Below are 23,588 nucleotides of genomic sequence, written 5' to 3'. Positions count from 1 at the left end.
CATGAGCGAGTTTGCAAGGGTACGTTTGCGCAAGAATGAAGAGCGGCGCATCCGCCAGGGTCATTTATGGATCTATTCTAATGAAATCGACACCTCGATTTCACCGCTGAAGGCGTATGAGCCGGGTCAGCCGGTGGTGGTGGAAGCGGCTAATGGCAAGCCGCTGGGCATTGGTACCATCAATCCTCATTCACTGATTGCGATTCGTCTGCTCAGCCGCAATCTCGATACCCAATTGGGGGCGCGCTGGTTCAAGAAACGCATCAGCCATGCGCAGGCGTTGCGAGAGCGCTTTTTCGGCAAGCCCTATTACCGTCTCGTGTATGGCGAAAGCGATCTGCTGCCGGGGCTGGTGATCGACCGGCACGGCGATGTGTTCGTCCTGCAGATTACCACCGCAGGCATGGAACGCCTCAAACCGCAGATTATCACCGCGCTGGAAGCGTTGTATTCTCCCCGTGCCATGGTGTTCCGCAACGATCTGGACAGCCGCAAACTGGAAGGGCTGCCGCTGGAAAACGAAGTGGTTGGCGTTCTGGATGAACCGGTTTGGATTGAGGAGAACGGCACCTGGTTTGAGTTGCCAGTGGAAAGCGGCCAGAAAACGGGCTGGTTCTACGACCATCGCATGGGGCGGCGCAAGCTGCAGGCGCTGTGCAAGGGACAGCGGGTGCTGGATGTGTTCAGCTATCTGGGCGGCTGGGGCGTGGAAGCCGCTGTGGCCGGCGCAAGCGAAGTGGTATGCGTGGACAGTTCCGCGCAGGCGCTGGACTATCTGGAACGGGCGGCCGTGCGCAATGGGGTTATCGACCGCGTCACCACCTATCAGGGCAATGCGTTCGAAGTGCTGCCGCACTTGCTGAACGAGGGGGAACGCTTTGACATTGTCGTGGTGGATCCGCCGGCGTTCATCAAGCGCAAGAAGGATTACCGCAACGGGATGGAAGGCTACAAGCGCGTCAATGCGCTGGCCATGCGCCTGCTGCGCAGCGATGGCATTCTGGTCAGCGCCTCCTGTTCCCATCATCTGCCGCGGGAGGCGCTGCGAGAGCAGATCCAGCGCGCGGCGCGCGAAGTGGATCGCATGGCGCAGATTTTCGATCAGGACGGGCAGGGGCCCGATCATCCAATCCATCCGGCCATGCCCGAGACCGAATATCTGAAAACCTACTTTGCCCGCATCTGGCTGGAGCGTTGAGCAGGATGAGAAATCCTCTTGGACGCAGCGGCATCAAGGTGTCGGAAATCTGTCTCGGCACCCTGAAAGGGTGCATCAGCGGTAAAAGGCCCGTCTGCTGTAAGGCGTATGCGGGCCTTTTCCTTTTACAACGTCTTCTATCCCGGTCCCGGGTCGAAAAGGGCAAGAGCGCTGACACTTTTCTGGCACGTGAGGTTTTGCGGGTTGCCACACGTGCCATTTTCGTCACAGGCGCCGTTCAGTCGCCTTCCACTACCGGGTAGGGCAGCGGCTCGATGGTCAACGCCTCGCCGCTTTCCAGTTTCAGATCGCCCTGAGCGTTGGCGAGGGTTTTCAGGTTGCCCACCGCCTGAATCATGACGCCTTCGATGGGGTCAGGACGGCTATAGAGCACCTCGAATTCGATGCGCTTGCCGCTTTCATCGTGCACCTCAAGCGTCTCGCCAGGAGCCGGCACAATGTCAGCATCGGTGTGCAGCTTGAGCATGCGCTTGGGTACGGTGGCGCGGAAGTGCAGGCGAGCGATGATTTCCTGCCCCGGGAAGCAGCCCTTCTTGAAATTGATGGCGTTGAGCTTGTCCAGGTTGAGCATCTGCGCCACGAATTTGCCGCTGACCGCTGCGGTCACCACCGGCACGCCGGCGGCAATGTCCATCAGGTGCCAGTCGTACTGATTGGTCCTGTCGCCGTTAATGAGCAGGGTGTTCCATGCGGTTTCCATTTCGGCTTCGGGACCGACCAGCAGATAACGATGATACGGCCCCGGAATCTTAATCGCCTTGATCTTGCGCACGCCCTCCTTGGGCAGCATGCCGCATTCCCACGTTTCCTTGACCTTGGCGTCAAAGGCGCGCTGCAGATCCAGATCGCCGAAACTGCCGCCAAAGCCGACCTGAACCAGTTCGTCGGTGCGGTCAACCAGCTCCACCTTGCTGCGCAGGATAAACATCTGCAACCGCTTGAGAATGGCGTCCTTGAGGCTGGCATCGAAGCTGAGGTAGTAGTCGCGCTGATACATGAATACGACAAAGGTGGCGAGTACGTTGCCCTTGGGGTCGCACCAGGCGGACAGCTGCGCCCGCTTGTTGCTGACCTCTTCGATGTCGTTTGTCAGCTGCGCCTGCAAAAAAGCCTTGGCATCGTCGCCTGCGACCTGAACCAGCGCCTGATTGGCGAGAGAGGTAATGACAGGGCCGTGCTTCACCAGCACCCGCTCCAGTTCAGGTTCGCCAAAGGTGATGACATTGTCCAGCTCGTCGAACTGGGCACCCTGACCGCTGAGAAAGGTTTTCCACTGTGCGTTCATGCTGCCGCTCCTGTATTCATGCGTGTGGGCAAATTATACGCCTGCCTTTCCGTTCAGCTCAGCAAATCCCATGTGGACACCTGCTGCCAGTCGGGGAAATGGTGCAGCATGGCGATAAACAGCTCTGCCGTGGCGATGGCATCTTCCAGGGCGTGATGAGGGGGCCTGTCAGGCAGATGGAAGCGTCGGCGCAGGTTATAGAGTCGATAGGGATTGGGATCCCCCTGCTGACTGGCCTGGGGCAGGCGCCGTTGTGCCAGCGCCAGGGTATCGACCATGGGCAGCGGCGGTGCCCAGTGCCACAGGTGTTGACAGGCCTGGGCGAGGAAGCGGCGCTCGATAGGCGCGAAGTGCACCAGCGCCACCCGTCCGGCCAGCGCCTCAAACAGCTGCGGCAACACCCTTTCAAGGGACTGACCGGCGGCCATGCGCTGGTGGGTAATGCCGTGGATCTTGATGCTCTCTTCAGAAAGGGGCTGGTCGATGCGGATAATGTGATGGTCGCCCTGGCCCGCAAGGACGCGCCCGTTTTCAATGGGCACCCAGCCGATGGACAGAATGGCATCCCGCTTCGGATTGAGGCCGGTGGTTTCAAAATCCACGGCCAGATAGCGCTGCTGCTGGGCCGGCGTGGTGAAATCCGGCAGGCTCTTCAGAGCAACGCAGGGTGGTATGTCTTGGCAGGTCCTGCGCGCACGCTTCAGACGCCAGATCCAGAGGAGCTTTGCCAGCAGATCCATCTAGCCTCCGAACCGCTGTGCCATGGCGTCCTGCATCTCGCTGATCACCGCAAAGCTGTCGCGCAGGTGGCGTCGTTCCAGATGAGACAGCTGGCGCGGATCGATCAGGTTGTCGGGTTCCAGCCCGGCGTCGATCTGATTCAGCTGATGGCGCAGACGCGTGGTGGCAATGAAATCCAGTGCATCGCGCAGGTCCTCGAAACCCTGTCGGCTCAATGCACCGACCGCCTGAGCCTGCTGCAGCCGCTCCCAGGTGTTCAGCGCAGGCAAGCCCTCGGACAGGGCATAAACCCGCGCCATTTCCACCACAGGGGCGATGCCGCGCTTTTTCAGGTCCAGCACCTTGCGATGGTCACCGGTGCGCTCGAGAATCAGGTTGCGGAAAAACCCAAGCGGGGGACGAAACGAGAGCGCATTGGCGGCCATGTGGTGCAGAAACAGGCCACTGTCAGGCGCCCACTTGAGGAACTGGCTGCGCAGGTGGTCAAACAGTGCCGTATCGCCATGAACGGCCTGCATGTCGAAAAAGATGCTCGCCTGCAACAGGGCTTCGGCGGTGGGCGCCTCGATCCACTGCCGGAAATCCTTGAGCCACCGATGCAGCGGCTGCCGCCAGCGCGGATTACTGGCCATGATCCCGCCGGGGCAGTACGCGTAGCCGGCGGCATTGAGCTGATCGCTGACCGTCTGGGCAAGGGTGGCAAACCAGTTGTCGTGCAGCGCCTTGTCGAACGCGTCCGCCTGGATGAGGCCGGAGTCCTGATCGGTATGCAGCGTCTGTTCGCCCCGGGCCATGGAGCCGGTGATGAAAAAACAGTAGCTGACCGGCGCTTCTCCCTGTTGTGCTTCGGCCAGTGCCACCAGACGTGCGGTCAGCGCTTCGCCCAGGCTACTGATCAGCAGGCCCACCTCATAGGGCGGAGTATGGGCACGCACCAGATGGGCAAACAGCTGGCTGAAATGCTGGCTCAGTTGGATAAGTTGCTCGGTACTTTCGGCTGCGGGGATGGCACTGGCAAGTGCCTGGGGCGAGTCCGGACTGTCGTGAAAGTGGCGGATATCCAGTACGCCAACAGGTTCATTTGCGTTATCGACAACAATCCCGGCCGTCTGCCCCGCCCGCAGCAGCATCACCAGCGCGTCCGCCAATGGCCTGCCGGCAGGCAATAGAACCGCGGAGCGCTTGCGTATGCAGGTCGCCACGGCATCATCCGGCCCGCCGCCTGCAGCGAGGTGGCTTGCGAGCACCTCCGGAGTCAGCAGGGCGTGAAGTGTCTGCGTGCGTGCGTCGCGTACGATCAGCGGGGTGCGCAGGGTTTGCCACTGCCTTGCAGCGGCTTGCACCGGGGTATCGAGGTCGATAATGGCGGTGGTCTGGGCCAGCGTGCTGATGGCCTGATCCAGTGGAATGGCGAGCGTATCGTGGCGCAGCTGTTGCAGCGCCTGGCGCAGCCGCGAAGGCTTGTGCTGGGCGAAAAACTGCTGAAAGGATGGGTGCTGTGCGTAATATTTCAGAAACAGCTCAGCCGGAAAGCAGTAGAGCAGGGTGTCCTCTGCCGCTCGAATGGTCAGACTGACCTGGCCGTCATTCAATACGGATCGGTAGCCAAGCCAGTCGCCTTCGGCCAGTGCGTTCACCAGTTCGCCGTTGGCATCGAACACGTCAACGGCACCGCTGCGGATTAGACAGACTTCGCGATTGGGCTGTTCGGGCGAGAGAATGGTTTCGCCTGTTCGGAAGTAGGCGATCTGTACGGCTTCCACCCAGCGCCGCAGGGTGGCGTCATCCAGCGTGGACAGGGGCGGTGTCTGCTTCAGGAAGCGAAAGAGCTCCCGCTGTTCAATTTCCATGACGGCTCCTTACGGGGCAGCAGTCAGCTCACCCAGATAGTTTTGCCAGTGGCCGGCAATGACAAAGTGCAACGTGGCTTTTTCCGGCAGGGATTTGGGCAGGGTCCATTGCCAGATATAGCCGTCTGCATCAGCTTGGATGCCCTTGCTAGGTGGCAGGATATCCACCGCCTCGAGCATGGCGTCTTTGATGCGCTGATTGCCCTTGATGATAATGCGATTGTCTTCGGCACGGAGGGTGATCACAAAGTCCTTGGCATGCAGCTGGCATCCGTTTTGCAGCGTACAGCCCGGGGTGTCCAGTCTCAGCGGCAGCAGGGCAGACTTTTGCTGATCACGCTTCAGATACCAGTCGGTGAGGGCATAGCCCACAAAGATCATGAACGGCACCATGATGGTGGCGATCAGAAAGTGCTTTTTCATAGGGGGGTCCCCGACTTTTTGGAAGACACTTTTCCGGCCGCGGGATTGCAATACCGGAAAAGGGCCCTCTGGGCAGAAAAAGCCCCGCAAAAGCGGGGCTGTGCAGTTATACCAGGTGTTCAGGCTCAGTGTGCGCCTTTTACCACACTGCTGGAGCCTTTGGGGATGCGAATGTCATCCACCAGGTCCTGAATGTGAACCGGTGTCGGCGAGGTGTACTTGGTCACCAGGAAGGCCACGACAAAGTTCACGATCGCACCCACGGCGCCGAAGGCGTTGGGCGAGATGCCGAAGAACCAGTTAGGCGACATGTCACCCAGGAAGGATGTGCCTGGAATGAACATGATGCCCTTGTGCTGGAATACATACAGCAGCGTCACGGTCATGCCGGCGATCATGCCCCACATGGCGCCTTCACGGTTAATGTGCTTGAAGAACACACCCATGATCAGCGCCGGGAAGAGCGAGGCCGCGGCAAGACCGAAGGCGATCGCCACGGTGCCGGCGGCAAAGTCAGGTGGATTCAGGCCAAGATAGCCTGCCCCCAGTACGGCCAGTGACATGGCGATACGCGAGGCGCGCAGTTCAGCCCGTTCGGACATGTCCTTGAAGAAAATGCCCTTGAGCAGGTCGTGGGAGACGGCTGAAGCGATTGCCAGCAACAGCCCGGCTGCGGTGGAGAGCGCCGCGGCCAGACCACCGGCCACCACCAGCGCGATCACCCAGTTGGGCAGGCCAGCAATTTCCGGGTTGGCCAGTACCATGATGTCGCGGTCAACCTTCAGCTCTGAGCCCTTCCAGCCCCACTGTTCGGCCTTCTTGGCGAACTCCGGGTTCTTGTCGTTGTAGTACTGAATGCGGCCGTCACCGTTCTTGTCCTCAAATTTCAGCAGGCCGGTGGTTTCCCACTTCTTGAACCACTCGGGACGTTCGCTGTAGTTGAGGTTGCCGCTGGGGTCGCCCACCGGACCCACCTGGACGGTGTTGGTCAGGTTCAGACGGGCCATGCCGCCAACAGCTGGTGCAACAGTGTAGAGCGCAGCAATAAAGACCAGTGCCCAGCCGGCAGAGATACGGGCATCCTTTACCGTCGGCACGGTAAAGAAGCGCATGATCACGTGTGGCAGACCGGCGGTACCGATCATCAGCGTCAGGGTGTAGAAGAACATGTTGAGATCATTGCCCATGCGCTGGGTGGTGTACTGGGCAAAGCCCAGATCGGTCAGCAGCTGATCCAGCTTGTCCAGCACATAGGTGCCGTCGCTCAGCAGGCGGTCCCCCAGGCCCAGCTGCGGCAGCGGGTTGCCGGTCAGGTGCAGGGAGATGAAGACTGCAGGCACGGTATAGGCGAAGATGAGAATCACATACTGCGCAATCTGTGTGTAGGTGATTCCCTTCATGCCCCCCAGTACCGCATAGAAGAACACGATCGCCATGCCCACATACAGGCCGGTATCATAATCGGTCTCCAGGAAGCGCGAGAAGGCCACACCGATTCCTTTCATCTGCCCGATAACGTAGGTTACGGAGGCAAGAATCAGACAGATGACCGCAATGATGCGCGCGGTATCGGAGTAGTAGCGCTCACCGATGAACTCGGGCACAGTGTACTTGCCGAACTTGCGCAGGTACGGTGCCAGCAGCATCGCCAGCAGCACGTAGCCGCCGGTCCAGCCCATCAGGAACACGGATGCGCCATAGCCGTTGAAGGCGATCAGACCCGCCATGGAGATGAAGGAGGCGGCAGACATCCAGTCGGCGGCGGTCGCCATGCCGTTGGCAATGGGGTGCACGTTCCCGCCCGCCACATAGAAATCACCGGTGGACTGGGCGCGGGCCCAGATGGCAATGCCGATGTACAGCGCAAAGGTGGCGCCGACGACAAGATACGTTAGGGTTTGCAGATCCATGTATTCGGCTCCTTATTGTTCGTGGACGTCATGGTGACGGTCAATCTTGTTCATGCGTGATGCATAGCAGAACACGAGGAAGATGAACACATAGATGGATCCCTGCTGGGCAAACCAGAAGCCCAGAGGATAGCCGCCGATGCGAACCTGGTTCAGCACATCCACCAGGATGATGCCGAACAGGTAGGACACCGTAAACCAGATGGCCAGACAGGTCACCAGCAAACGCAGGGTATCGCGCCAGTGCCCGTCATTGCGTGTAGGGGTATTGGTTTCTTCGGTCATGTGACCTCCTTTTTTTATTGCTTTTTTGTTGGGATGATCAACAGCAGTCTCCAGGCTTGCTGCAGCCCGAATTGTGCGCATGCTACCACTTAATGAGGTCTGCTTGGATAAGCCCTCTTTATGCCCTGTAATATTTGCTTATTTCAGCAAAATGCGAAAGAAAGTTAAGCTGTTGAATGCCTTGACTTCGCGTGCTTTGACCCTATAATTTGCCTGTATTGAAATTGGTGTGCGCGTGCAGTGCACACGCCCTGTTTGGTCGTCTGACCGGGCAGGGTGGTGAAAACCCCGCCGTGTCGGGGTTTTTTGTTAATGGAGAAAAAGAAACACGCATGAGTCGCATTGAAGACAGGATTGAACAACTGGTGCGCCCGACCATTGAAGAGATGGGCATGGAATTCTGGGGGTGCGAGTATGTCCCCGTCGGAGGGCGCGCCACCCTGCGCATTTATATCGACAAGCCGGGCGGTGTCACCGTGGACGACTGCGCGGATGTCAGCTACGAAGTCAGCGGCATTCTCGATGTGGAAGACCCCATTGCCAATGCCTACAACCTGGAGATTTCATCGCCAGGGCTGGACCGTCCGCTATTCAATCGCGAGCAGTTCGAGCGCTTTCGCGACGAAACCGTTGCGGTACGCACCCACGACCCGGTGATGGGCCGCCGCAAGTTCAAGGGGCCGATCACGGATGTGAATGAAGACGGCATCGCCATGGAAGTGGATGGCGAAACCTACGAAATTGATTACGACAACATCGACAAGGCCAACGTCGTTCCCAAGTTTTAACGAGGACCCACCATGAGCAAGAACAAGGAAATTTTGCAGATCGTCGAAATCATGTCCAACGAGAAGGGCGTGGATGAAGAGGTTATTTTCGACGCCATCGAAACGGCGCTGGCAACCGCGACGCGCAAGAAGCATCACGACGAGATCAATGCCCGCGTGAAGATCGACCGTGAAACCGGCGATTATGAAACCTTCCGCGTGTGGGAAGTGGTGGACGACGACGCCGAAATCGAAGAGAACGAAGGCTGGTACATGCGTCTGAGCGAAGCGCAGAAGCGTGATCCGCACGCGCAGGTGGGCGATATCATCGAGGAACCGATTGAGTCGGTGGACTTCGGCCGCATCGGTGCACAGACGGCCAAACAGGTCATCATCCAGAAGGTGCGCGAAGCTGAGCGCAAGAAAATTGTGGAAGACTACAGGGACCGTGTCGGTGAACTGGTGTCCGGCCAGGTTAAGCGGGTGGACCGTGGCGATATCATTCTCGACCTGGGCGATAATGTGGAGGCGGTGATACCCCGGTCAGACGTTATTCCCCGCGAGCATTTCCGCCTGGGCGAGCGCGCCCGCGCCTATCTGAAGGAAGTGGAATACCGCCCCCGCGGGCCGCTGCTGGTCTGTTCGCGCACCTGCAACGAATTTTTGATCGAGCTGTTCAAGATCGAAGTGCCGGAGATCAACGAAGGCCTGATCGACATCATGGGCGCGGCACGCGATCCGGGATCCCGCGCCAAGGTGGCGGTGCGCTCCAATGACCCGCGTCTGGACCCCGTCGGTGCCTGTATCGGCATGCGTGGTGGCCGCGTCAATGCGGTGAGTAACGAGCTCAATGGCGAGCGCATCGACATTATCAAGTGGGATGAAAATGATGCCCAGTACGTCATCAACGCCATGGCACCGGCTGAGATCGTTGCCATTACCGTGGACGAAGACAAGCACGAAATGGATCTGGCGGTCGAGGACGAGCAACTGTCGCTGGCCATTGGTAAGAACGGCCAGAACGTGCGCCTGGCCTCTCAGCTGACCGGCTGGGAGCTCAACGTCATGAGCGCTTCCGAAATGGAGGCCAAGCACGCCTCCGAAGCGCAGAAGATCATCGAGATGTTCAAGGAGAGTCTCGGCATCGACGACGATCTGGCGCGTGTACTGGCCGAAGAAGGCTTCACTACGCTGGAAGAAGTAGCGTACGTCCCCGCTATTGAAATGCTGGAGATCGACGGCTTTGATGAAGAGCTGGTCAGCGAGCTCAAGCAGCGCGCCAAGGATGCGCTGCTGACCAAGGCGATTGCCGAAGAAGAAAAGATCGAAACCGCCAAGCCGGCCGAGGACCTGTTGAACCTTGAAGGCATGACAGAGGAGCTGGCCAACAAGCTGGCTGCAGCCGGCGTGGTCACGCAGGAAGATCTGGCCGAACTCAGCACCGATGAGCTGATGGATATTGCCGGTATCGACGAGGAAACCGCTGCCGAGCTGATCATGAAAGCCCGCGCACCGTGGTTCGAGTAAACAGAAAGGAGGTGCCGCATGGCAGGAACAACGATTGACAAATTTGCACAGCTACTGGACCTTTCTGTTGAAAAACTGATTAGCCAGCTGGAAGAGGCGGGCATCAAGGGCAAGCAGCCGACCGATCCGCTGACCGATGAAGAAAAGCAGCAGCTGCTGTCGCATCTGAAGAGCAAACACGGTCAGGACGCCGAAGCGCCCGAAAAGGTGACCCTGCGCCGCAAACAGGTGAAAACGCTCAATGTGGACGGCAAGCGCAAGGTCAGCATTGAGGTGCGCAAGAAGCGTACCTATGTAAAGCGCAGTGTCATTGAAGAACAGCGTGCCGAAGAAGAGGCGAAGCGCAAGGCGGAAGAGGAAGCCAAGCGCAAGGCCGAGGAAGAAGCCCGCAAGCAGCGTGAAGCGGAACTGGAAGCGAAGCGCAAGGCGGAAGAGGCCAAGCGCATCGCCGAGGAGCAGGCCAAGGCGGCCAAGGCCACCGAGACGGCACCCAAGCCCAAGGCAGAGCCTAAACCCAAAACCAAGGCTGAAGCGGACGAAAAGGCGATCAAGAAAGAGCTAGAAGCCGACGCCAAGGCGCTGGAAAAGCTGGAACAGCTCAAGAAGCTGAAAGAAAAGCCCAAACCGGCGAAGAAAAAGCCGGGCAAGAAGAAAAAGGGGCTGCTGGATGATGCCGTGGAGGAAGACGATACCACTGCCAAGGTGGTCAATCCGCTGCTGAAGAAGGACAAGCCCAAACCGTTCGAACCGAAGAAGGAAATCAAGATCAACAACAGGCACGGCTTCAAGAAACCCGCAGGACCGGTGGTGCGCGAAGTGCGCATTCCGGAAACCATCACCGTAGCGGAGCTGGCCGACCGCATGGCGGTCAAGGCCACCGAGGTGATCAAGAAATTGATGATGATGGGCGAAATGGCCACCATCAACCAGTCCATCGATCAGGAAACCGCCGTGCTGGTGGTGGAAGAGTTCGGTCACAAGCCGGTCACCGTGAGTGAAACCGAGCTGGAAGAGAAGGTGATCGAGCAAGTGGAAGGCCAGTACAGTGATGTGCGTCCGCGCCCACCGGTGGTCACCATCATGGGCCACGTGGATCATGGCAAGACCTCGCTGCTGGACTACATCCGCAACTCCCGCGTTACCGCGAAAGAGGCGGGCGGCATTACCCAGCACATCGGTGCCTATAGCGTGGAGCTGCCCTCCGGCAGGATCACCTTCATTGATACCCCGGGGCACGAGGCCTTTACCGCCATGCGTGCCCGCGGCGCGAAGGCAACAGATGTGGCCATTATCGTGGTGGCGGCGGACGATGGCGTCATGCCGCAGACCATTGAGGCCATCCAGCACGCCAAGTCGGCGGGCGTGGCCATGATCGTGGCCATTAATAAGATCGACAAGGAAACCGCCAATCCTGACCGCGTCATGCAGGAGCTGGTGCAGCACGAAGTGGTGCCGGAAGAATGGGGTGGTGACGTACCTTTCGTCAAGGTTTCGGCCAAGACGGGCCAGGGCGTGGACGAGCTGCTGGAAACCATCCTGCTGGTCTCCGAAATTCTCGAGCTCAAGGCGCCTTACAAGGGGCCTGCGAAAGGGGTCATTCTGGAGTCCCGTCTCGATAAGGGACGTGGTCCGGTGGCGACCGTGCTGGTGCAGGCCGGTACCCTGCACAAGGGGGACATGATGCTGGCGGGCACCGAATACGGGCGTGTGCGCAGCATGATCAACGACCTGGGCAAGCAGGTGAAGGAAGCCACACCGTCCACGCCGGTAGAGGTGATCGGCCTGTCTGGCGTGCCGGCAGCCGGTGACGAGATGCTGGTGGTGCCCAACGAACGCAAGGCCAAGGAAGTGGCCGAGCAGCGCAAGGAGCGCATTCGTCAGGAGCAGCTCAAGCGCCAGCAGAAGACCAAGCTGGAAGCCATGTTCAACCGCATGGGTGAAGCCGAGCTGGAAGAGGTCAATGTCATTATCAAGGCAGACGTGCAGGGCTCGCTGGAAGCGCTGCGCGAGTCGCTGACCAAGCTCTCCACCGACGAGGTAAAGGTCAATGTGGTTTCCGCCGGAGTGGGTGCCATTACCGAAACCGACGTCAACCTGGCCATGGCCACCCACGCCATCATCATCGGCTTTAACGTGCGTGCCGATGCCACCGCCCGCAAGCTGATCGAGCAGGAAGGCGTGGACGTGCACTACTTCTCGGTCATCTACGATGCCGTGGACACCATCAAGCGCGCCATCGAAGGCAAGATGGCACCGGAGTTCAAGGAAGAGATCATCGGTGTCGCCGAAGTGCGCGACGTGTTCCGCTCGCCCAAGTTTGGCGCGGTAGCGGGCTGCATGGTCACCGAGGGCGTGGTCAAGCGCAACAACCCGATCCGCGTGCTGCGCGACAACACCGTCATCTACACGGGCGAACTGGAATCCCTGCGCCGCTTCAAGGAAGACGTGCAGGAAGTGCGCCAGGGCATGGAGTGCGGTATCGGCGTGAAGGACTACAACGATGTGCGCGTTGGAGACCAGATCGAGGTGTTCGAGCGTGTGGAAACCAAACGGACGCTTGACTGATGGAACGGGACTACAGCCGCACCGACCGCGTCGAAAGCGAGATTCAGCGCATTCTCGCCACCCTGCTGCAGCGCGAGGTCAAGGATCCGCGCCTGCAGGGCGTGACCATCACCGAATGCAAGGTCTCCAAGGACCTGAGCATTTGCAAGGTCTATTTCGACGTGCTCGGCGCCAACCGGGACGACCCGCAGGTGCAGGACGCTCTGGCCGGATTTGAGAAGGCGAGGGGCTTTCTGCGCAGCAGCCTCGGCAAGCAGCTGCTCCTGCGCATCACGCCGGAGCTGCGCTTCTATTACGATGAAGTACCGGAAAAGGCCAGCGAGATCGAAGCGCTTATTGCCAAGGCACTGCACAAGCGGTAGGCGCCCCGAAAGGGGGGTCCCCGACTTTTTTGAAATGAATTTTTTCGCCCTGGATTCCAGGGCGTTTTTGTATGGGGTATGAGCAGCGTTATGGCTAAAAAACGACGTGGCAAGCCGATTTCCGGCGTCGTGCTGGTGGACAAGCCTGCAGGCATGACATCCAATGCTGTGGTGCAGCGGATCAAGCGCATCTACGACGCACAGAAGGCCGGGCATACCGGCACGCTTGATCCGTTTGCGACCGGCTTGCTGCCCGTGTGTCTTGGCGAGGCCACCAAGGCGAGTGCCTTTTTGCTGGATGCGGACAAGACCTATGAGGCGACTCTCAAGCTGGGGGCACGCACGGACACGGCGGACTGCGAGGGTGAGGTGATCGAAACGGCGCCACTGCCCCTGCTGACGCGGGATGGCATTGTGGCGGCCATGTACAGCCTTACCGGCGAGATCGAGCAGATTCCACCTGTCTATTCAGCGCTGAAAAAGGACGGCAAGCCGCTGTATCACTATGCCCGCAAGGGCGAGGCTGTCGAGGTGGCGCCGCGGCGGGTGCAGGTGCACCGTTTCGAACTGCTGGATTTCGACGACGCCCACATTCGTTTCCGGGCCACGGTGGGCAAGGGTACCTACATTCGCACGCTCGGCGAGGATCTGGCGGTGCAGCTGGGCACGGTAGGCCATCTCACTCAGCTGCGACGCACGGAAACCGGTGGTTTCAAGGTGGACATGGCGCTGCCGCTGGAGGTTATCGAAGCCTTTCCCGAAACGGCGCTGCTGCCGGTGGATCGCCTGCTGAGCCATCTGCCTGAAAGGTTGCTCAGTCCCGAGCAGGCTGAGCGTTTTCAGCATGGCAATCCAGTGGCGGCCTCCAGCCAGACAGTGGAACGTTGGCGGGTGTATGACGGGGAAGGTCGTCTGCTGGGCATCGGCGTTCAGCGTGACGGACAGCTGTGGCCGCAGCGTATTTTCAACCTGCCTTCTCCATCGGCGGGTTGAGGGGCGTTCCGCCATGGCAGGCCGGTATCTGACGGGCCAGGCCCTTTCCCCATGAAGCCTTGCTGGCTCGATTTTCGGTCCGAGGCCGCTTTTGCGGCTGGGCATGTGCCGGGCAGCGCCCATTTTTCCTGGCCGGCACTGCGGCTGTTGCAGAATGCGTTGCCGGCGCCGCATGTTGGTACGCTCCACCTGATGGAGCCGCCCTCCGATGCGGTGGACTGGCTTCGGGCCAAGGGTTATGCGGTACAGCTGCACGACTGGTCAGCATGGACGGGCCCGGTGGAAATGGGTTCTGACTCGGCACGCCTGTGGCAACCCACTCCGGCGTTGCAGCAGTGGCTGGAAGAGGGAACCTTGCCCGTGGGACGGGCACTCGATCTGGGGTGCGGCGGCGGACGGGATGCGGTCTGGCTGGCCATGCAGGGTTGGTCGGTCACGGCCATTGATCGCGAAGCGCGGGCCCTGGCACGGGCCGAGGCGCTGGCCCGGCATGAAGGCGTAGTGGTGGATTTCAGGGCGTGCAATCTGCGTCAGCCTGACTGTATGCCCACGGACCCGTTTGATTTGGTTCTGATGGTGCGCATGCACCTGCCCGAGCTGTTCGAAACCATGGCGTCGCGTCTTGCATCGGGCGGCCACGTATTTGTACTCTGCTTTCATCCGGATGCCAGTAAGCCGGCCGCTGCAGCTCACAAGGCCACGCCCGAGCAGTTGCAGCGCGGATTTGCCGCACTGACGCCAATCACTGCTAAAATAATTCAATCGTCAGACGGGCGGCCCATGTCGCTCTACATTGGGAGGAAACCATGAAAGAAATCACCCCGGAACAGCTTTACGACTTTTTCCAGCAGTACAAGATCTGTGAATCCCTGACCCGGGACGAGGTCAAGCGACTGAGCAATTACCTGCATGAGCGCCACTACAAGCAGGGCGACATCATTTCCGACATGGGCGAAGTGGGCGAAGCGCTCTATTACGTTTACGAGGGCAAGGTGGGTTTCTACAGCAAGAATGGTCACGAAGTGGTGGAAGTCGGCACCCAGCCGGAAGGCACGCTGATTGGTGAAATGTCCTTTTTTGACCGCAAGCCGCGCAATCTGCGCATGCAGGCCGACAGCCGCGAAGTCATTCTGCTGGAGCTGACCCGCCCCATGTACGACCGCCTCAAGGTGGAAGAGCCCTATATTGCGGTAAACATTCTGGAAAACGCTATCGTGAGTCTCGATCATCTAGTGCGCACCATGAGTCAGGACATTTCCGCCATGGAGCACTATCTGATGGGCACTGGCAAGCGTTAAGCGACACCGTATCAACCCTGTTTAAAAAGGAAGGCCGCGCTTTGCGGCCTTTCTAGTGTGCACTGTTGCGGCGCTGCAGCCAGCTGTCCAGCACCTGGGCGAACTGGCGTCGATCCCGCTCGCTGAAAGTGGCCTTGCCGCCAGTCTGCACGCCGCTGTTTCTCAGTTCTTCCATGAAATTGCGCATGGAGAGGCGCTGGCGCACACTCTGGGCGTCGTAGCGCTCGCCCCGCGGGCTGACAGACAGCGCCCCTTTCTCCACCACGATGGCTGCCAGGGGAATATCCTGCGTGACCACCAGATCATTCGTGCTGACCTGGTGCGCGATGACGCCATCGGCCACATCGAAGCCGGCGGGCACCTGCTGAAAGGACACCCAGCTGCGTTGCGGCAGGGGCAGGGGATGGTTGGCAACGAAAGTGACTGGGCACTGCGTGCGCTGGCAGGCACGCAGAATCATCTCGCGCACCGGCACCGGGCAGGCGTCGGCATCCACCCAGATCCGCCCGCTCATGAGGCTGCCACGAAGCGCCCGGCGGTGCGATCCTTGCGCACGCCGTGCCAGGGGAACAGCTCACCCTGCATGCTGATCCATACGCCCGGTGTTGCCAGCTGGACAGCCATCAGGGCGGCACCGAGATTGAAGAGGGCGTCGCTCTTTCCGAGACGGAAAGGGCGCATGGCGCCGGTGAGGACGAGGGTCTTGTCGTGCAGGCGCACATCCTGCGCCAGCACGCGCGCCGTTTCTACCATGGTGTCGGTTCCGTGGGTGATGACCAGCTGCCGGGCGGGATGCTTGGCGCAGGCATCTGCAATGCGCTGACGATCCATATCGGTGAGTTCGAGCGAATCCTTCTGAAGAATAACCTGGAGTTGCACGGGGTGGCTGACGCGACCCTGCTGCAGCATGTCGGGCACGCAGGTGCCCGGGAAGACCAGCTCGCCGGAAACAGCGTCGTAATCCTTGTCGAGGGTGCCGCCGGTGATGATCAGGCCGATCATGGCTGGCGTACAATGGCGCGCACGATGCCGAGGATTTCCACATCCTCGTTCTTGAGGAAGATGGGTTCCATGGTGGGATTGGCGGGCTGCAGACGCACGCCGCCCTTTTCGATATAGAGCTTCTTCATGGTGACGGTTTCGTTGTTGATGCGCACGATGACCGACTCGCCGGTGGCCGCACTGGAAGAGCGCTCGATCACGACCAGGTCGCCGTCCCGAATGCCTTCCTCGATCATGGAGTCGCCCTTGACTCGCAGGGCAAACGTCTCCTTTTTCACCAGCGATGCCGGCACCTGTACCGTATCGTAGTCCAGCTCCATCTGGATGGGTTCGCCCGCAGAGGTCCAGCCCAGCACGGGAACGGCCACCATGGGCTCATCCAGTGCTTCAAAGGCATCTCCCCAGTCAGACTGGGACTTTTGCGCCCGACGGGGCAGGAGAATATGCACATTACTCATTTGGGGAACACCTTCTTGAAGGGCTTGACGGTCACATTGGCATACACGCCGGCTTCCACGTAGGGGTCGGCATTGGCCCAGCGCTGCGCTTCTTCAAGATCTGCAAATTCTGCCACGATCAGGCTGCCGGTAAAGCCGGCTTCGCCCGGGTCTTCGCCATCCACCGCCGGAAAGGGGCCGGCCAGAAGCAGACGGCCTTCGTTCTGCAGGGCGACCAGTCGCGCCAGATGCTGCTCGCGCACACTGCGGCGCAACGGCAGTGAGTTTGGGACGTCTTCGGCACAGATCATGTAGAGCATCAACTGTTCTCCCTGTTATCGGTACTGTCCTTCTCTTCCATGTATTTTGCCAGATAGAGACCCTGCAGCAGAATGAATATCATCGTCAACCCCAACAGGCCGAACAACTTGAAGTTGACCCAGGTATCGGTATCAAAGGTATAGGCCACGAACAGATTGGCAAAGCCGGCAAAGAAGAAGAAGGTGATCCAGAGCATGCTCAGGCGCGTCCACACATGCTCGGGCAGCGTAAGCGCCTCGCCCAGCATGCGGCGGATAATCGGCTTGTCGCCGATGTAATGGCTGCCCCAGAACACGAGCGCAAAGCCCCAGTTCACCAGCGTCGGCTTCCACTTGATGAAGGTTTCGTCGTGAAAGGCCAGTGTCATGCCGCCCAGCACCAGAATCAGTGCGGCAGTAATCAGGTGCATTTTCTCCACGCGGCGGTGTTTCACATAGCTGTAGAACACCTGCACCATAGTAGCGGCAATGGCCACGGCGGTGGCGGTGTAGATATCGTAGAGCTTGTAGGCGATAAAGAATAGAATGACCGGAAAGAGGTCGAACAGAAATTTCATGACAGACTCGCTATTACAGGAATCCACGCATTATAGTGTGGACCTGCACAGTCACTCCACCGCATCCGACGGGGGACTGGCGCCCGATGAACTGGTGTGGCATGCGCACAACCAAGGGGTAACTCATCTGGCGCTGACCGATCACGATACCTGCGCTGGTATCGAAGCAGCGCGCCAGGCCGCCAAGTCGGCGGGTATCACCCTCATTCCAGGCATTGAACTGTCCGTCAGCTGGGCAGGACGCACCATTCATGTTGTAGGCCTAGGCATTGATCCGGCCGCACCGGCACTGCAGGCTTTTATCAAGCAGGTGCAGGCGGCACGGCAGGCGCGGGCGGAGGCCATTTGCGACCGCCTGCAGAAGATCGGTCTCACCCTGGACTGGCGCAGTATCGAAACCCACAGCATCGGCCGTAGCCATCTGGCCATGGCCATGGTGGCGGCGGGCTGGGTCAAGGATCATCAGAAGGCGTTCGATTACTATCTCAAGCAGGGCAAGAAGGGCTGGGTGCGTGCCGAGTGGCCGGCGCTTGAAGACGGCGTTGCGGCCATCACCGCCGCAGGCGGCATTGCCGTGCTGGCCCATCCCGGCGTCTATACATTGAGTCATGCGAAGATGCGCGCCCTGATCGAAGACTTCATGGCTGCCGGCGGTGAAGGCATTGAGGTTTCCACCCGTGCGCAGGTGGACAAGGCGCTGCAGTCCGCCGCAGAGCGGGCACGCCAGTACGGGCTGTATGCCTCCCAGGGCTCGGACTTTCACCATCTAGCATGGCGCTGGCGTTCGCTGGGGCGACTGGCCGCCCTGCCACCCGAGCTCACGCCTATAATGAGCGCATCCCAATTGAGACCCTATTTCAAAGATCATGGCTAAGATCGTATCCATTCATCCCGAAAATCCACAGGACCGCCTCATCAATCAGGTGGTGGACGTACTCAACGGCCGCGGCGTGATCGCCTATCCCACGGAGTCCGGCTATGCGCTGGGCTGCCTGCTGGACAACAAGCAGGGTGCGGAGCGCATTCGCCAGCTGCGCCGCCTGCCGGAGGATCACGATTTCACCCTCATGTGCCGGGACCTGAAAAATCTGGCCGAATACGCTATCGTGGACAACAGCGCGTTTCGTTATCTGAAAACCCATGTGCCGGGCCCGTTTACCTTTATTCTGCCCGCCACCAAGGAGGTGCCCCGTCGGCTGCAGAACCCGAAGCGCAAGACCATCGGTCTGCGTGTCTCGCCCAACCATATCGTGCAGGCGCTGCTGGAAAAGCTGCCCGAGCCGCTGATGAGCGTAAGCCTGATTCTGCCTGGCGAAGACCTGCCCATGACGGACGCATGGTCCATCGATGAGGAACTGGGCCATGGTCTCGACCTGATCGTTGATGGCGGCTACAGCGGGCATGAACCCACCACCGTGATCGACCTGACCAATGAGGAACCGGTCGTCGTGCGTCAGGGACAGGGAGAGCCGGCGGCATGAACGAACTGACCATCGCGCAGAAGATCGCCATCTGGACACTGCCCATCCTGCTGGCCATTATCCTGCACGAAGTGGCCCATGGCTGGGTCGCCTACAAGCTGGGTGATCCCACCGCGAAGGCACAGGGGCGACTGACCCTGAATCCGCTGGTGCACATCGATCCCATTGGTACCGTGGTGGTGCCACTGGTGCTGCTGGTGCTGGGCGGATTCATCTTCGGCTGGGCACGTCCCGTACCGGTAGACCTCCGCTATTTCAAGGATCCCTACAAGGACATGGCCAAAGTGGCCATCGCCGGCCCCATGGCCAATATGCTCATGGCCATCGGCTGGGGCTTACTCATGGTCTGGGGCGTGCGCCTGCAGGTGGATATGCCGGATATCGGCAAGTTTCTCATGTATTCGGGTCTTGCCGGGGTGCAGATCAACCTGATTCTTGCGGCACTGAATCTGATCCCCATTCCGCCGCTGGACGGATCGCGCATCGTGGCAGCCTTCCTGCCAGGTAACCTTCGTAATAGCTACTATCGCCTTGAGCCCTATGGTTTTTTCATTCTGCTGGCGCTGATTTTTACTGGTCTGCTCAACCCCATTCTCATGCCCATCTATGTGGCGCTGAAGTCGGTGGTGCAGAGCATTATCGGAGTGGCCTGAATGACGACGATGCTGGCGCGGATCGGTGAGGAAACGCTTGAAACGTTGCCGGAGGATCTTTATATCCCGCCGCATGCGTTGCGCGTCATGCTTTCCGAATTCGAAGGGCCGCTGGATCTGCTCCTGTGGCTGATTCGACGCCACAAGTTCGATATCCTTGATATCCCCATCGCCGAAGTGGCGCGTCAATATGAGCACTATATTTCGCTGATGCAGCAGCTGGATATCGAGCTGGCGGCGGAGTATCTGTTCATGGCCGCCTGGCTGGCGGAGATCAAGTCGCGCATGCTGTTGCCAAAGCCGGATCTGGGCGAGTTGACCAGCGAGGACGAAGAGGACCCTCGCGAAGCATTGATGGCGCGCCTGCTGGAGTATGAAGGCTATCGGCAGGCGGCGCAGTGGCTCGACAGTCTGCAGCGCGCGGGACGGGATGTCTGGCCGGTGCAGGTGGCTTTCGAGCTGGACGAGGCGCCCCGACCGTCGCTGGAGATGCAGGCCCTTTTGCAGGCGCTGGGGGAGATTGCGCAACGGCAGCAGTGGCAGAAACACCACGAAGTGGTGCAGGAGCCGCTGGCGCTGCAAGACAAGCTCGACATGTTGTTGCAGACCCTGCCCCTGCACGAGCCGCTACCGTTGCAACGCATTCTGGTGCCGGAAGAAGGACGCGTCGGCGTGCTGGTCACTTTCATGGCATTGCTGGAGATGCTGCGACAGGGGGTACTGCGACTGTATCAGTCGGCGCCTTTTGCAGAGATTCAGCTGGAGCGTGTCGCATGAGCGAGTCCAGTCCGTTATCCATCGTGTCGGCATTGCTGTTTGCGGCCGAGCAGCCGTTGAGCCTGCAGCAGCTTCGCGAAGCGGCAGACTTGAGCGAAGACGCGGTAAACGAGATGCTTTCGCTGCTGCCACAACACCTGCAGCCGCTGGGCATGGAGCTGGTCAATGTGCGCGAGGGGTGGCGGATTCAGGTGGATGGGGCGCACACGCCGTGGGTGCACCGACTGTATCAGGACGGGAAACAACTCAAACTGAGCCGTGCCCAGCTGGAAATTCTGGCGATCATCGCACATCGTCAGCCGGTGACGCGGGCGGAGATTGAACAGATCCGCGGCGTCTCCGTTTCATCCCAGGTGATGCAGGCGCTGCAGGCCTATGGCTGGATCCGCACGCATGGCCACAAGGATGTGCCCGGCAAGCCTGCCCTGTGGGTGACTACGCCGCAGCTGCTGGAGGATCTGGGACTACATGACCGCAGGCAGCTGCAGGCGACGATCGATGACTATTTGCAACAGGCGATATTGGAATTGAAACATGACGACACCCCCTAAGGAACGCATTCAGAAATTGTTGGCACAGGCCGGCATTGCATCCCGACGCGAGGCGGAACGGTTGATCGAAGCCGGGCACGTCAAGGTCAATGGGCGCGTCGTGAGCCTGGGAGATCGTGCCACGCCGCAGGACCGCATCGAAGTGGATGGGCGCCCTGTCAAGGCGAGTCGCATGGAACAGGCGCCGACCCAAGTGCTGCTTTATCACAAGCCCGAGGGGGTGGTGTGTTCGCGTAAGGATGACAAGGGGCGTGCAACCATTTTTGAACAGCTGCCCCCATTGCATCAGGGGCGCTGGATCAACGTGGGGCGTCTCGATGTAAATACCAGCGGCTTGCTGCTGGTCACCAATAATGGTGAACTGGCCAATCGGCTCATGCATCCGCGCTATGAAGTGGTTCGGGAATACGCTGTGCGGGTTTTCGGGGAACTGACGCCCGAGCAGCTGAAACAGCTGCGTGAAGGGGTCGCGCTGGAGGATGGGCCGGCCCGTTTCGATCGCATAACGCCCATGCCAGGGGAGAGCGAAGGGCGCAACCACTGGTACAAGGTCAGTCTGAAAGAGGGCCGCAACCGGGAAGTGCGGCGCCTGTTTGAAGCAGTTGGCCTGACGGTAAACCGGCTGATTCGCACCCGCTACGGTGAGTTTACGCTGCCACGCAATCTGCGTCGTGGCAAGACTCAGCCGCTGAGCTGGCGTCAGGTCAATCAGCTGCTGCGCAGTGTTGGCTTGCCGGAGGAGCCGCGACCCGATTTGCGCCCGACCAAGGCGGACAGGGTGAAAAAGCCATCGGCGCGCAAGCGCCGCTGAATAGAGGGCTTAAAGGGTACGTCCGTGCTGGATGCGCAGTTGAAACTGCTGCCGGCCGGCGAAAGAGCTAAGCGTGGGGCGATAGACGGCATGAATTTTCATGCCGGGGCACAGGTGGCACGTTTCACCGCCGTGCGGCTGACCATTGAACCAGATGGCATTATGAACTCGACCGTCGCTGCTACGTACCTGTGCACTGATGTGGGTCTTGTCTGCGCCCACGGTACGGGCGTTGACCACTTCAAACACATCGTCGAACAGGGGTGCAGGCCAGCCCTGACCATAGGGTGCGAGCACGTTGATTTCCCGCAATACGCCCGGATACAGGCCGTGTTCGGCCAGACTGCCGTCGCTCCATAGACGCAGGGTGGGCGCCTGGTGATTCAGCGCTTCGCGCACCCTCTCCTCCAGCAATTCGGCAAAGGTGTCCAGCTTGTTCTTGTGAATCATGCAGCCAGCCGCACCGGCGTGCCCGCCCTGCGAGATGAATAGATCAGGTGCCTGCAGCGCCATGCTTTCAAACAGTTCCTTCAGGTCCAGCGTCTCCACGATGGTACGACCACTGCCAGCAAGGGTGCCATCTTCCAGATCGGTGAAGGCAACGGTGGGTCGCCCCCAGGCTTCGCCCATGCGCTGGGCGACAATGCCCTGCATGCCCGGTTGCCCCTGCAGACAAAGCGTGAGGCTGTATTTGCCGGCTTCAGCCTGTGCCTGGGCCTGAATCTTGCCTTGCTCCAGTAGGGACTGCTGAGCCGCCTTGCGGTTGCGATTGTCTTCATCCAGCCTTTTGAAGGCCGCAAGCGCCTCTTCCGGGGTGGTGGCGGATAAAAACGCCAGGGCCAGCTCGACATCGTTGATGCGGCTGGCTGCATTGATGCGGGTGGCCACTTCAAAGGCAAGGAACTCCGCATCCATCCAGGAGCGGGTGCGCGTGAACTGGCGCACGGCATCCCATACCGGGTTGCCGGGGGTGTTGATCTGTTGCAGGCCGGCCTGCACGATGGCACGGTTGTTGGGACTTTTGAGGCTGACGGAATCGGCGATGGTGCCCAGCGCCACAGGGCCGAGAAGGTCCTTGAGGGAAGGCGCATCTTCCGGCAGATGCCCCCGTGCAATCAGTTCACGGCGTAACTGGTTCATCACCAGAAAGGCCACGGTGCAGCCGGCCACGGTGGTGTCGTAGCGGCACGCTTCCTGTTGAGGGTTCACCACGCAGTGGGCTGAAGCCGGTACGCCGGCTTCCGGCAGCTGATGGTGGTCTGTGACGATGACGGTAATGCCGGCATCTCGCAAGCGACGAATGCGCGCTTCATCGCTGCTGCCCTGATCGGCGGTCATCACCACGCCAAAGGGGGTACGTCCATGTTCGGCAAGAATCTGATCCACCAATGTATCGTTAAGCCCATAACCATGGGCACGCGCATTGAGAAAAATCTTCAGCTGTGCGGGGATAACACCAAAGTGTCTCTGCATCGCGGTCTGCACCACCCAGGCGGAGGTGACACCGTCCGCATCATAGTCGCTCGCCAGGGCAATGCGTTCTCCCCGTTCCAGCGCGTCTGCCAGCAGGCGGGCAGCGGTATCGGACCCGTGCAGGTGCTCCAGCGGCTGCAGTGCGCGCAGGCGTGGCTGCAGAATGGCATCGAACGGATCCTCGGCAGTAAGGCGTGCGGCGGCAATACGTGCCTGAAGCGGGGTCAGACCGCGGCGAAGAAGCGCATCCAGCAGATCTGGATCAATGGGGCGGTGACAGATTTCGGGTTGTGGCATCATG

The 23,588-nt window shown here is 59.9% G+C and carries 26 protein-coding genes; 14 read left to right on the top strand and 12 right to left on the bottom strand.

Annotated elements, in window-relative coordinates:
- Position 1: 1 nt before the first annotated feature.
- Complete coding sequence (locus BUQ81_RS05390; RefSeq protein WP_074201351.1) at positions 2-1,198, top strand: class I SAM-dependent rRNA methyltransferase; 1,197 nt, start codon at positions 2-4, stop codon at positions 1,196-1,198.
- Between the two features lie 238 nt (positions 1,199-1,436).
- On the opposite strand, the gene ygfZ is transcribed toward BUQ81_RS05390, so the two are convergent.
- The 6 genes from ygfZ to BUQ81_RS05360 form a co-directional block, all read right to left on the bottom strand.
- Positions 1,437-2,504 (bottom strand): CAF17-like 4Fe-4S cluster assembly/insertion protein YgfZ, encoded by a 1,068-nt coding sequence (gene ygfZ, locus BUQ81_RS05385; RefSeq protein ID WP_074201350.1) that lies wholly within the window; start codon positions 2,502-2,504, stop codon positions 1,437-1,439.
- Positions 2,505-2,557: 53 nt separating this feature from the next.
- Positions 2,558-3,244 carry an exonuclease domain-containing protein gene (locus BUQ81_RS05380; protein ID WP_074201349.1) on the bottom strand — a complete coding sequence of 229 codons (687 nt, stop codon included), beginning with the start codon at positions 3,242-3,244 and terminating at the stop codon, positions 2,558-2,560.
- Positions 3,245-5,095, bottom strand: a complete 1,851-nt coding sequence (locus BUQ81_RS05375) for a putative nucleotidyltransferase substrate binding domain-containing protein (RefSeq protein ID WP_074201348.1) — start codon at positions 5,093-5,095, stop codon at positions 3,245-3,247.
- A gap of 9 nt (positions 5,096-5,104) precedes the next feature.
- Positions 5,105-5,518: a hypothetical protein gene (locus BUQ81_RS05370; RefSeq protein ID WP_074201347.1), complete on the bottom strand. Its 414-nt coding sequence runs from the start codon at positions 5,516-5,518 to the stop codon at positions 5,105-5,107.
- 125 nt (positions 5,519-5,643) lie between these two features.
- On the bottom strand, positions 5,644-7,428 hold the full coding sequence (locus BUQ81_RS05365) for a sodium:solute symporter family protein (RefSeq protein ID WP_074201346.1): 1,785 nt from the start codon (positions 7,426-7,428) through the stop codon (positions 5,644-5,646).
- Positions 7,429-7,440: 12 nt separating this feature from the next.
- Entirely contained in the window at positions 7,441-7,713 is a 273-nt protein-coding gene (locus BUQ81_RS05360) for a DUF4212 domain-containing protein (RefSeq protein ID WP_074201345.1), read from the bottom strand.
- 332 nt (positions 7,714-8,045) lie between these two features.
- Between BUQ81_RS05360 and rimP the strand changes: the two genes are divergently transcribed.
- The 7 genes from rimP (at position 8,046) to BUQ81_RS05325 (ending at position 15,225) form a co-directional block, all read left to right on the top strand.
- The gene (gene rimP, locus BUQ81_RS05355) at positions 8,046-8,501 is read left to right on the top strand and encodes a ribosome maturation factor RimP (protein ID WP_074201344.1); all 456 of its coding nucleotides are present in this window, start codon (positions 8,046-8,048) and stop codon (positions 8,499-8,501) included.
- A 12-nt stretch (positions 8,502-8,513) separates the two neighbouring features.
- On the top strand, positions 8,514-10,007 hold the full coding sequence (gene nusA, locus BUQ81_RS05350; protein ID WP_074201343.1) for a transcription termination factor NusA: 1,494 nt from the start codon (positions 8,514-8,516) through the stop codon (positions 10,005-10,007).
- An 18-nt stretch (positions 10,008-10,025) separates the two neighbouring features.
- Positions 10,026-12,572, top strand: coding sequence for a translation initiation factor IF-2 (infB, locus tag BUQ81_RS05345; protein ID WP_074201342.1), 2,547 nt, complete (start codon positions 10,026-10,028; stop codon positions 12,570-12,572).
- Positions 12,572-12,934, top strand: a complete 363-nt coding sequence (rbfA, locus tag BUQ81_RS05340) for a 30S ribosome-binding factor RbfA (protein WP_074201341.1) — start codon at positions 12,572-12,574, stop codon at positions 12,932-12,934. Before infB ends, rbfA begins: the two co-directional genes overlap by 1 nt.
- A 90-nt stretch (positions 12,935-13,024) precedes the next feature.
- Complete coding sequence (truB, locus tag BUQ81_RS05335) at positions 13,025-13,927, top strand: tRNA pseudouridine(55) synthase TruB (RefSeq protein WP_074201340.1); 903 nt, start codon at positions 13,025-13,027, stop codon at positions 13,925-13,927.
- A gap of 51 nt (positions 13,928-13,978) precedes the next feature.
- Positions 13,979-14,737: a methyltransferase domain-containing protein gene (locus tag BUQ81_RS05330; protein WP_074201339.1), complete on the top strand. Its 759-nt coding sequence runs from the start codon at positions 13,979-13,981 to the stop codon at positions 14,735-14,737.
- Positions 14,734-15,225: a Crp/Fnr family transcriptional regulator gene (locus tag BUQ81_RS05325; RefSeq protein WP_200770552.1), complete on the top strand. Its 492-nt coding sequence runs from the start codon at positions 14,734-14,736 to the stop codon at positions 15,223-15,225. The genes BUQ81_RS05330 and BUQ81_RS05325 overlap by 4 nt, the downstream gene beginning before the upstream one ends.
- 52 nt (positions 15,226-15,277) lie before the next feature.
- Here BUQ81_RS05325 and BUQ81_RS05320 read toward each other — a convergent pair whose 3' ends face one another.
- From BUQ81_RS05320 to BUQ81_RS05300, 5 genes are read right to left on the bottom strand one after another with little or no spacing between them, the layout of a single operon-like run.
- Positions 15,278-15,739, bottom strand: a complete 462-nt coding sequence (locus BUQ81_RS05320) for a YaiI/YqxD family protein (protein ID WP_074201338.1) — start codon at positions 15,737-15,739, stop codon at positions 15,278-15,280.
- Positions 15,736-16,227: an asparaginase domain-containing protein gene (locus tag BUQ81_RS05315; protein ID WP_074201337.1), complete on the bottom strand. Its 492-nt coding sequence runs from the start codon at positions 16,225-16,227 to the stop codon at positions 15,736-15,738. Before BUQ81_RS05315 ends, BUQ81_RS05320 begins: the two co-directional genes overlap by 4 nt.
- The gene (locus tag BUQ81_RS05310; RefSeq protein ID WP_074201336.1) at positions 16,224-16,685 is read right to left on the bottom strand and encodes a LexA family protein; all 462 of its coding nucleotides are present in this window, start codon (positions 16,683-16,685) and stop codon (positions 16,224-16,226) included. The genes BUQ81_RS05315 and BUQ81_RS05310 overlap by 4 nt, the downstream gene beginning before the upstream one ends.
- Positions 16,682-16,984, bottom strand: coding sequence for a YciI family protein (locus tag BUQ81_RS05305; protein WP_074201335.1), 303 nt, complete (start codon positions 16,982-16,984; stop codon positions 16,682-16,684). The genes BUQ81_RS05310 and BUQ81_RS05305 overlap by 4 nt, the downstream gene beginning before the upstream one ends.
- Complete coding sequence (locus tag BUQ81_RS05300) at positions 16,984-17,541, bottom strand: septation protein A (protein ID WP_074201334.1); 558 nt, start codon at positions 17,539-17,541, stop codon at positions 16,984-16,986. The genes BUQ81_RS05305 and BUQ81_RS05300 overlap by 1 nt, the downstream gene beginning before the upstream one ends.
- A 37-nt stretch (positions 17,542-17,578) precedes the next feature.
- On the opposite strand from BUQ81_RS05300, the gene BUQ81_RS05295 reads away from it, so the two are divergent.
- Genes BUQ81_RS05295 through rluB form a run of 6 tightly spaced genes read left to right on the top strand, consistent with a single transcriptional unit; the run spans position 17,579 to position 21,814 of the window.
- On the top strand, positions 17,579-18,415 hold the full coding sequence (locus tag BUQ81_RS05295; protein ID WP_159432266.1) for a PHP domain-containing protein: 837 nt from the start codon (positions 17,579-17,581) through the stop codon (positions 18,413-18,415).
- Entirely contained in the window at positions 18,408-19,022 is a 615-nt protein-coding gene (locus tag BUQ81_RS05290; protein WP_074201332.1) for an L-threonylcarbamoyladenylate synthase, read from the top strand. Before BUQ81_RS05295 ends, BUQ81_RS05290 begins: the two co-directional genes overlap by 8 nt.
- Entirely contained in the window at positions 19,019-19,675 is a 657-nt protein-coding gene (locus BUQ81_RS05285; RefSeq protein ID WP_074201331.1) for a site-2 protease family protein, read from the top strand. The genes BUQ81_RS05290 and BUQ81_RS05285 overlap by 4 nt, the downstream gene beginning before the upstream one ends.
- Positions 19,676-20,452 (top strand): segregation and condensation protein A, encoded by a 777-nt coding sequence (locus tag BUQ81_RS05280; protein WP_074201330.1) that lies wholly within the window; start codon positions 19,676-19,678, stop codon positions 20,450-20,452.
- Entirely contained in the window at positions 20,449-21,003 is a 555-nt protein-coding gene (gene scpB, locus BUQ81_RS05275) for an SMC-Scp complex subunit ScpB (RefSeq protein ID WP_074201329.1), read from the top strand. The genes BUQ81_RS05280 and scpB overlap by 4 nt, the downstream gene beginning before the upstream one ends.
- Positions 20,987-21,814, top strand: a complete 828-nt coding sequence (gene rluB / locus BUQ81_RS05270) for a 23S rRNA pseudouridine(2605) synthase RluB (protein ID WP_074201328.1) — start codon at positions 20,987-20,989, stop codon at positions 21,812-21,814. Before scpB ends, rluB begins: the two co-directional genes overlap by 17 nt.
- A gap of 9 nt (positions 21,815-21,823) precedes the next feature.
- Here the strand turns inward: rluB and BUQ81_RS05265 are convergent, their stop codons facing one another.
- Positions 21,824-23,587 (bottom strand): single-stranded-DNA-specific exonuclease RecJ, encoded by a 1,764-nt coding sequence (locus BUQ81_RS05265; protein WP_074201327.1) that lies wholly within the window; start codon positions 23,585-23,587, stop codon positions 21,824-21,826.
- Position 23,588: the final 1 nt, after the last annotated feature.

This window comes from Sulfurivirga caldicuralii, assembly GCF_900141795.1.
Taxonomy (GTDB): Bacteria; Pseudomonadota; Gammaproteobacteria; order Thiomicrospirales; family Thiomicrospiraceae; genus Sulfurivirga; species Sulfurivirga caldicuralii.
Note: the sequence above shows the minus strand (reverse complement) of the source record. Positions and strands in the feature narration are given on the sequence as shown.